7 protein-coding genes and 1 pseudogene are annotated in these 8,520 nt (G+C 61.7%); 5 read left to right on the forward strand and 3 right to left on the reverse strand.

Translation table 11 applies throughout. The features are described 5' to 3' along the window. A pseudogene (locus tag BN1137_RS02710) lies at positions 1–443 on the reverse strand (1-phosphofructokinase family hexose kinase); the annotation flags it as partial. Further along, entirely contained in the window at positions 443–1,558 is a 1,116-nt protein-coding gene (gene fruB / locus BN1137_RS02715; RefSeq protein WP_050717118.1) for a fused PTS fructose transporter subunit IIA/HPr protein, read from the reverse strand. The pseudogene BN1137_RS02710 and the gene fruB, both read right to left, overlap by 1 nt. 307 nt (positions 1,559–1,865) lie before the next feature. Here fruB and cra point away from each other — a divergent pair, with 307 nt between their 5' ends. The 5 genes from cra to BN1137_RS02740 all read left to right on the forward strand — a co-directional run bounded on the left by cra (position 1,866) and on the right by BN1137_RS02740 (position 6,490). Further along, positions 1,866–2,861 (forward strand): catabolite repressor/activator, encoded by a 996-nt coding sequence (gene cra / locus BN1137_RS02720; protein ID WP_050717119.1) that lies wholly within the window; start codon positions 1,866–1,868, stop codon positions 2,859–2,861. A gap of 324 nt (positions 2,862–3,185) precedes the next feature. Further along, positions 3,186–4,379: an aromatic amino acid transport family protein gene (locus BN1137_RS02725; protein ID WP_050717120.1), complete on the forward strand. Its 1,194-nt coding sequence runs from the start codon at positions 3,186–3,188 to the stop codon at positions 4,377–4,379. 226 nt (positions 4,380–4,605) lie between these two features. Further along, entirely contained in the window at positions 4,606–5,010 is a 405-nt protein-coding gene (locus tag BN1137_RS02730; protein WP_050717121.1) for an MbcA/ParS/Xre antitoxin family protein, read from the forward strand. Beyond that, complete coding sequence (locus tag BN1137_RS02735) at positions 5,010–5,702, forward strand: RES family NAD+ phosphorylase (RefSeq protein ID WP_050717122.1); 693 nt, start codon at positions 5,010–5,012, stop codon at positions 5,700–5,702. Before BN1137_RS02730 ends, BN1137_RS02735 begins: the two co-directional genes overlap by 1 nt. A gap of 353 nt (positions 5,703–6,055) precedes the next feature. Beyond that, positions 6,056–6,490: a DoxX family protein gene (locus tag BN1137_RS02740; protein WP_050717123.1), complete on the forward strand. Its 435-nt coding sequence runs from the start codon at positions 6,056–6,058 to the stop codon at positions 6,488–6,490. A 216-nt stretch (positions 6,491–6,706) separates the two neighbouring features. Here the strand turns inward: BN1137_RS02740 and BN1137_RS02745 are convergent, their stop codons facing one another. Further along, entirely contained in the window at positions 6,707–8,107 is a 1,401-nt protein-coding gene (locus BN1137_RS02745) for a DEAD/DEAH box helicase (RefSeq protein ID WP_050717124.1), read from the reverse strand. Positions 8,108–8,520 lie beyond the last annotated feature (413 nt).

Consider the following 8,520-nt stretch of genomic DNA (forward strand, 5'->3'; position numbering starts at 1 on the left):
CAGTAGGCAGGCTCGACGCCCTTGGGCAGGCTGCCCGCCAGTACGAACCAGTCGGCATGAGGGGCCAGATCATCGATGGCCGCCTCCAGTTGATGAACGGCCTCATCGCTTATCTGTAACCCAGGCAGATTGAGATCCGTGACGCGACCCGATTGCTCGGAGATCTTGACGTTGATGCGAGTGCTGCCCGCGACCCGTACGAAATGATCGGCCAGCCCCCGTTCGGCAAACAGCGACACGAAGCTCTGCTGGTTATCGGCACCGAGCCAACCACTCAGCCCCACCTCGCGGCCAAGGTCTTTGAGCACCATGGCGACGTTGATCCCCTTGCCGGCGGCGCGCAGGTTGCCCTCGCTCACCAGGTTCACCTCGCCAAGGGCCAGGGCCTCGAGGCGGGTGGTGAGATCCAGCGCCGGGTTCAAGGTGATGGTGACGATGTCCATCAGTGCACCCCCTCACCCAGACCGGCGGCAATGGCGGCGCCTATGCCCTTGAGGGCGGCCTCGGCATCCGCCCCTTCGGCGCGAAACGCGAGACGATGGCCGCACTTGACCCCCAGGCCGATGACCTTCATCAGGCTCTTGGCGGAGACCGCCTCGCCGCTGCCATCGAGGTTCGCCACCCGGATGTCGGATGCAAACTCCTTGGCTACCTTGACCAGCATGGCGCCCGGGCGGGCGTGCAGGCCGTGGGGGTTGATGATGGTGAAGGTATCGGACAGGCCGCTGGCCGGCCCCGCCTGCAACATGGCGAGCCCCTCGCTGCCCGCCAGGCTGGCGAGCTGGGATGCAGCGGCAAGCTTGGCGAGATTCTCCAGCTGCGGCAGGTGGCTGGCATCGGCGGCGCACAGCAGCAGCAGGGCGCTCACCGGTAGCTCACCGGCACTCAGTACGTTGCTCGGGGTGGCCAGTACCCAGCCGGTCTGGGCTGAGGCGGTGTGCTGTACATTGGCACGGGCCAGCCAGACGCCCTCCCCCAGATAGGCGGGTTCGCTTGCCAGCAGGGCGCTCACCATGGCGGCGTCACCCCAACCGGCAGACTTGGCGCGGGCGGCGGCCCCCAGCAGCAGTTGGTCGCGATCGTCGGCCGGGAAGTCGGCCAGGGTCAGGAATTGCACCTCTTTCGCCTCGCTGGCACCGGTCAGGATGTTGATGATGGTCTCTTCATCGGTGGCGGTCCTGAGCGTTTGAGCGGCCTGTTCGTCACCCAGCACATGGGTGAGCTGACGCAGGATCCCCAGATGCTCGTCGGACTTGGCGGCGATGCCGATGGCTACATAGGCAATCTGTCCATCATCCCACTCGATGCCTTGGGGGAACTGGGCCACCATGACGCCGGTGCTTTTGACCAGATGACGGGTGTCCGTGGTGCCGTGGGGAATGGCGATGCCGCTGCCAAGGTAGGTGGCGTGCTGCGCCTCACGGGCCAGCATGCCATCCACATAACCGGCTTCCACCAGACCAGCCTCGGTCAGTTTGCCGGCCAGCAAGGCGATGGCCTCCGCCTTGGTTCCGACCGATTGCCCCAGCAGGATTTGCTGTCGCGCCAACTTCAACATAGAGATTCTCCTAAAGAGTCGACCTCGCCTGACAGCGGGTTCTGCTCAACACGATTTGAATTTCAGGAAACTTGCCTGCCAAAAGTAGACCGGAATGTGTCCCTTGGTGATCCAGGGCCCGTTTTTAAACCCGGTCGGCCATTGCTTGCTGACAAGCTGAATCGTTTCACCTACACTCAGACTGAATCGTTTCAGCCAATTGTTCAAGTGCCCGCAGAGAGTGCTTTTCAATGATATGATCCCGCGCACACTTTTCGCTGCCCCGCCCGAGGGCAGACGCGGGCCTTGCAACTCAAACAGAGCCAACATGATGAAACTGGATGAAATCGCCGCCCTGGCTGGCGTCTCGCGCACCACCGCCAGCTATGTGATCAACGGCAAGGCCGATCAATACCGCATCAGCCAGGCCACCCGCGACAAGGTGATGGCGGTGGTCAATGCCCACAACTATCAACCGGACAGCCGCGCGGCTTCCCTGCGCGGTGGCCAGACCAAGACGCTGGGTTTCATCCTGCCGGATCTCGAGAACGCCAGTTATGCCAAGCTCGCCAAACGGCTCGAGCAAGGGGCGCGGGCCCAAGGTTATCAGCTGCTGATCGTCTGCTCGGAAGATGAGCCGGATACCGAGAAGGAGCTGGCCCGCATGCTGGTCAGCCGCCACGTGGATGCGCTCCTGGTAGCGAGCTGCCTGCCGCCGGCGGACCCTTTTTATCTGGATCAGCAGGCTCGTGGCGTGCAGATCCTGGCCATCGATCGGGCCATGGCGGCGGAGCACTTCATCACGGTGGCGAGCGAGAACCAAAAAGCGAGCTGCGATCTCACCGCCTCCCTGCTCACCCCGGCCATCCGGCACCTGGCCTTGATCACGGCGCTGCCTACTCTCACGATCAGCCAGGAGCGCAAGGCAGGTTTTGAACAGGCGCAGGCGGATCACGACGGTGCCCGACCCTCAGCCCATCTCTGCGAGGGGGAGCACTTCTCCCGCGCCGAGGGCTATCGGCTGATCAAAACCTTGCATCAGCAACTCGGCCAGCTGCCCGAGGCGTTGGTTGCCACCTCCTACATCCTGATGGAAGGGGTGCTCGACTATCTGTTGGAGCAGGAGAGCGACATGAGCCAGCTCGCCATGGCCACCTTCGGCGACGACAGGCTGCTGGATTTCCTCCCCTTTGGCATCAACTCCCTGCCCCAGCAGCACGACGCCCTGGCGAGCCAGGCGCTGGAACTCGCCCTCAAGGCCATCAACGGTGACTACCAGGCGGGCCTGCACTACGTGAGCCGCACCCTCAAGCGCCGCCGTTAACCACCCCCGCCTATCTCTCAGCGTCGGCGCCCGGCCGGACGCTGCACTCTGCGCCGACGAGAACACTCGCCGGCGTATTTTTAACCACCTTTAACGCCCCGCTGTCATCATTTATTTCCACTTATTGCCACCTAACAGTACAAACCACAGCCTTAATCCCTTGTAACCCCTATTTTAATCCGATAACGTGGCAACCAACTTTTACAAACGACAGGTCTAGTGTACAGATGCAGCCATTCCGATATCGCTAGCCTCCGGTTTCTACCCCGGAGGCGCCTTGCCACCACTGCCCCTGGCATCTTTTTCCCGTTTCGGATGAACCTCATGAACACCAAGACTCTCGGTTGTACCCTGCTCATCGCCGGCACCACCATAGGCGCCGGCATGCTGGCCCTGCCGCTGGCTTCTTCTTCCCTCGGCGGCCCCGCCACCCTGCTGCTGATGGTCGGGCTCTGGGCCCTGATGGCTTTCACCGCCATGCTGCAAGTGGAGGCGAGCCTCAACACCGGCAAGTGGTACCTGCACCAGTTGGCGGATCAGCTGCTCGGCCCCTGGGGCAAGCGCATCGCCTCCTTCTGTATCCTGATGCTGTTCTATTCGCTCGCGTCTGCCTACATCAGTGGCGGCAGCAGCCTGCTGGCACAGGCCATGGCCGATGCCGGCATGACCGTCAGCCAAGAGCAGGCCGCCTGGGCCTTCACCCTGCTGTTTGGCGGCATGGTCTGCGTCGGCACCAAGCAGGTGGATTACCTCAACCGGCTGATGTTCACCGTCAAACTGGTGATCATGGTGGGGGTGCTGGCCCTGCTGCTGCCCCGCGCCGAGGGCCAACACCTGCTCTCCATGCCGCTCGGCCAGGGCTTGCTGCTGGCGGGTCTGCCGGTCATCTTCACCTCATTTGGTTTTCATGGCTCCATCCCGAGCGTGATGCTCTACCTCGGCGATTGCCCCAAGCAGCTGCGCCGCGTCTTCGTGTGGGGCTCGGCCCTACCGCTCATTCTCTACGTGCTGTGGCAGGTCGCCATCCTGGGACTGCTCGGCCAACAGACCTTGATCCAGACCGGCGGCGCGCTGGATACGCTGCTCGCCAGCGTCGGCAACCTGGTCAGCTGGCCTGCGTTCAATCAGGCGATGCATCTGTTTGCAGACTTGGCGCTGGCCACCTCCTTCCTCGGGGTGACGCTCGGTCTGTTTGACTTCATGGCCAAGGTGACCCGCCGCAAGGATAACTGGCAGGGCCGCAGCCAGACCGGGCTCATCACCTTCGTGCCACCGCTGCTGTTCGCCCTCTACTTCCCCCAAGGCTTCATCATGGCGCTCGGCTACGCCGCCATTGCGCTGGCGGTGCTGGCGGTGCTGCTGCCGGTTACCCTGGTGTGGCAGAGCCGCAAGCAGGCCGCTGCGCACCACTACCGCGCCCCGGGCGGCGTGCTGGCGCTCGGTCTGGCCGGTGCCATGGGGGTGCTGATCGTCGGGGTACAAGTCAGCGTGAGCCTCGGTTTCCTGCCCGCGCTCTGATAGCCCTAGGTTGTTGAAGACAAAAGCCCCGCCAACTTGGCGGGGCTTTTTACTGGCCGGCGTCCTCGGTCATGCCATTGGCAGTCATGAACTCAGCCACGCTAATAATGTACAAATAAATGCATTTTTGTATATATGTGTACATGACTGCGCCGCGCTTCTACACTGATAACCAAACGATAAGCCACATCAGTGCCCACTCTGGCACGGAAAAGCAGGAGGCATCATGGTCGCCACAGCACAGGTATCCCAGCAAGAGAACGCCATCGATCCCAGCAAGGCGCTGCCGGTGGTGTTCCGCATTCTGGACAAATGGCAGTGCAGCACAGATGAACAGCTGACCCTGCTTGGTATCTCATCGCGTTCAACCTTGAACAAGTACAAGGAGTCGAGCGGCGGGATCCGCCTGACCGTGGATATGCAGGAGCGGATGAGCTACATCCTCAACATCCACAAGAGCCTGCGGGTACTGTTCAGCCTCGATGAGAGCATCTACGGCTGGGTGCGCAAGCCCAACAGTCACCCCTTCTTCGCCGGGCGCAGCGCCATGAACATTATGCAGGGGGGGCGCGTGGCCGATCTCTATGAGGTCGCGACCCGCTTGCACGCCTGGCGCGGGGGCATGGCCTGATGTCAGCCACTCTCCCCCTGAGTGAGCTTGCCGATCAGCAGGCCTTTCGCATCATCCCGAGCCGCTATCCCCCCATCTGCCTCTATGAGGACGTGGCCAACGCCGACGAGCTGGAGGCGGTCTGGGCCGTCGAGGCCCTGACCAATGACAGATTGAAGGAGGAAGCCGGGGATCTTGGCCGGGTGCCAAAGGCGGATTGGCTGGTGGGACTGTCAGGCGGCAGCTATGTGATGGCCGCTTTCACTCACCTCAACCCGGAGGGGGCCCGCTTCACCACGGGGGACTTTGGCGGCTACTACTGTGCCCCTCTACTTGATACCGCGGTGAAAGAGACTGTCTATCACCAGGAGCGCGTCTTCGGTTACACCCAGGAGCCAGCCCAGAAGCTGCAGATGCGGGTGCTCCATACCGAGTTTTGCGCTCACCTCGTCGATATCCGCGGGGATGGTTATCTCGCCTCCCCCCTCTATCACGCCACCGACTACGGCCAGTCCCAAGACTTTGCCAGGGAGCAGCAGACCCAGGGCCAGGACGGCATCCACTACCGCTCGGTGCGCCACAGCGGCCACGACTGCTACGTGCTCTACCGCCCTCGCCTCATCACCAAAATTCACCAGACCCAGCATCTGGAGTACCACTGGAACGGCAGCGCCATTGCCAATGTGCTGCAGATCAGGCTCTACGGGGAATAACTCACCATCTTTGACATGCAGGCCCTGCCAGATTGGTGGGGCTTTGTATTAAGGAGGGTGCCTGCGATGCTTTGGGTGCCAGCAGGCCCCATTGTTTTCGGGCTTCTCCCCGTTTTCGTATTGATGGCGATACCGATTACACCGCCCCAGCCCCTCATCTCTTTCAGCCCATCCAGCAGTAATAATTATCATTTGGCTCTGTTTCATTGATTCTTCTCAATTTCATGAGACCCGAGACGGAGTAAGGTGGGAGGACTGGTGGTCAGATGAGTTCCTCTTTATGCGAGTGAGCGCGACACCAGAGAGCCCAGTGCAAGCTGGCATAAACATGATCGTAAAGGGAATACTTTCAAATGGTTGAGACATTGCTGAACAACATCAATCGCCTGCTGCACCACGAAGACATGGGTAAACTGTTGCTGCGATTGGCCGTCGGGGGGTTGATGCTGTTTCACGGCCTGCACAAGCTGATCGATGGGGTAGATGGCATCAGCGCCATGCTGATGGCCAAAGGGCTGCCCGGCTTTATCGCCTATGGGGTGCTGCTGGGAGAAGTGGTGGCGCCGCTGCTGATCATCCTCGGCGTCTTGACCCGACCTGCGGCACTGGTGCTGGCGTTCACCATGGTGGTGGCCTGGCTAATGGTCGGTACGGCCAAGACCTGGCAACTGGACGCAGTCGGTGCCTGGGCCATCGAGAGCCTGGCCTACTTCTTTATCGGGGCACTGGCGGTGGCGCTGCTCGGGGCCGGACGTTTCTCCCTTGCCGGCAATACCAGCTGGCGATAGTCGCTCGATGTGGAGTATTTATCTGCATAACCAAACAAAAACACCCTACTTAATCCACATTAAATCTATTAAATAGAGTTATAACGAGATTAAAGTTCAATAGGCCAGCACAGCATCTGGATCGCCATCTTATCTCCTCGACATAAAAAAGCCCTGCCAGATTGGCAGGGCTTTTTGTATCAACCTGTGGCGCGGTGAGGGAGTCCCCTGAGCCGCTTACTGGTTGTGGGTCGCGCGGCGGGGGCGACGAGCCTGGGCCGGCTTGGCGGCACCGTCGGCCGGGCGCTGGCTGCCTTGCGGCTTTGGCTTGCCCGCGTTGCCGGTGCGAGCACCGCCACCGTTGCCACCATTGCCTGAACGACCGGCGCCCTGACGCTGGCCCTGACCTTGCGGACGGGGGGCACGGCGCGGTTCGCTCGGGTCGCGCGGCTCTTTGCGCAGGGGCGCGCCGATACCACGGGCGATGTTGTCCAGCGTCTCGCGGGAGGCTTCGAAGCCAGCCACCTGCTCGCACGGGATGTTCTGCTTGGTCAGGCGCTCGATGGCCTTGATCAGCTTGCCTTCATCGGCGGCGACCAGGGAGATGGCGTGACCGGCGGCGCCAGCACGGCCGGTACGGCCGATACGGTGCACATAGTCTTCCGCCACGTTGGGCAGCTCGAAGTTGACCACTTGCGGCAACTTGTCGATGTCCAGACCGCGGGCGGCGATGTCGGTCGCGACCAGCACCTTGACGCTACCATCCTTGAAACCGGCAAGGGCGCGGGTACGGGCACCCTGGCTCTTGTTGCCGTGGATGGCGGCGGCGCTGACGCCGTTCTTGTCGAGGGTCTCGGCAACGCGGTTGGCCATGTGCTTGGTGCGGGTGAATACCAGCACCTGCTGCCAGTCGTTGCTGGTAACCAAATGGCTCAGCAGGGCAATCTTGTTGGCCTTGTCGCACGGGTGCACCAACTGCTCGATACGCTCGGCGGTACTGTTGCGCGGGGCCACTTCGATCACCGCCGGGTTGTTGAGCAGGCCGGTGGCCAGCTCGCGAATTTCGTCGGCGAAGGTGGCGGAGAACAGCAGGTTCTGACGCTGTTTCGGCATCAGGGCCAGGATCTTGCGGATGTCACGGATGAAGCCCATGTCGAGCATGCGGTCCGCTTCGTCCAGCACCAGAATTTCCACTTCGTCGAACTTGACGGCGTTCTGGTTGTAGAGATCCATCAGGCGGCCAGGGCAGGCAACCAGCACGTCCAGACCACGGCGAGTCGCCATCATCTGCGGGTTGATGCTCACGCCGCCGAACACCACGTGGCTGCGCATCGGCAGATGTTTGCCGTAGTTGCGCACGCTTTCGCCCACCTGGGCGGCCAGCTCGCGAGTGGGGGTCAGCACCAGGGCGCGAATGCGGTTCGGAGAAACCTTACGCTTGCTCTCCATCAGACGCTGCAGCATCGGCAGGGTAAAGCCTGCGGTCTTGCCGGTCCCGGTTTGGGCCGCCGCCATCAGGTCGCGGCCGGCCAGTACGGCGGGGATCGCTTGCAGCTGAATGGGAGACGGGGTGTCGTAGCCTTGCTCGGCAACGGCACGCAACAAGGGTTCGGCCAGACCGAGGGAAGAAAAACTCATAATTACCTGCTAGGGATAGTGGCGCCGGGAATTTGTGGTGGGGCTCCTCTGCTGAGCCGATGCCATCTCACAGGGTCCGGGCCTATTGAGAAACAACGATTTCCCCGGGGAGCAGAGCAAAGGGGAAAGAATAGAGGCGCAGTCTATCGGAGTTGGCACCGTCATACGAGAAAAATGTGACAGCCCTCCCAGCATGGGAGCAAAAACAGGCGAAGGCTCGGCCAGAGGGCGGTGCTACAATGCGCCCACATCGGTTGCCCCTCAGACTCGCCTGACGGCAATACGATCCCACCATGATGCAGAGACGGCACAAATCAGGAAGGTGCTACTTGATAAGGATGCCTATCCCCGGCGTTGTCATGCACGCACTGGGGCTGATTCTATCCCTCCTCCTGAGCCTGCCGCTGGCGGCC

It is taken from the genome of Aeromonas tecta (assembly GCF_000820185.1).
Classification (GTDB): domain Bacteria; phylum Pseudomonadota; class Gammaproteobacteria; order Enterobacterales; family Aeromonadaceae; genus Aeromonas; species Aeromonas tecta.

What these genes read in the sequence shown, in the direction of transcription:
- fruB (WP_050717118.1), bottom strand. Translation starts at nt 1,558, where the DNA reads ATGTTGAAGTTGGCGCGACAGCAAATCCTGCTGGGGCAATCGGTCGGA.
- cra (WP_050717119.1), top strand. Translation starts at nt 1,866, where the DNA reads ATGATGAAACTGGATGAAATCGCCGCCCTGGCTGGCGTCTCGCGCACC.
- BN1137_RS02725 (WP_050717120.1), top strand. Translation starts at nt 3,186, where the DNA reads ATGAACACCAAGACTCTCGGTTGTACCCTGCTCATCGCCGGCACCACC.
- BN1137_RS02730 (WP_050717121.1), top strand. Translation starts at nt 4,606, where the DNA reads ATGGTCGCCACAGCACAGGTATCCCAGCAAGAGAACGCCATCGATCCC.
- BN1137_RS02735 (WP_050717122.1), top strand. Translation starts at nt 5,010, where the DNA reads ATGTCAGCCACTCTCCCCCTGAGTGAGCTTGCCGATCAGCAGGCCTTT.
- BN1137_RS02740 (WP_050717123.1), top strand. Translation starts at nt 6,056, where the DNA reads ATGGTTGAGACATTGCTGAACAACATCAATCGCCTGCTGCACCACGAA.
- BN1137_RS02745 (WP_050717124.1), bottom strand. Translation starts at nt 8,107, where the DNA reads ATGAGTTTTTCTTCCCTCGGTCTGGCCGAACCCTTGTTGCGTGCCGTT.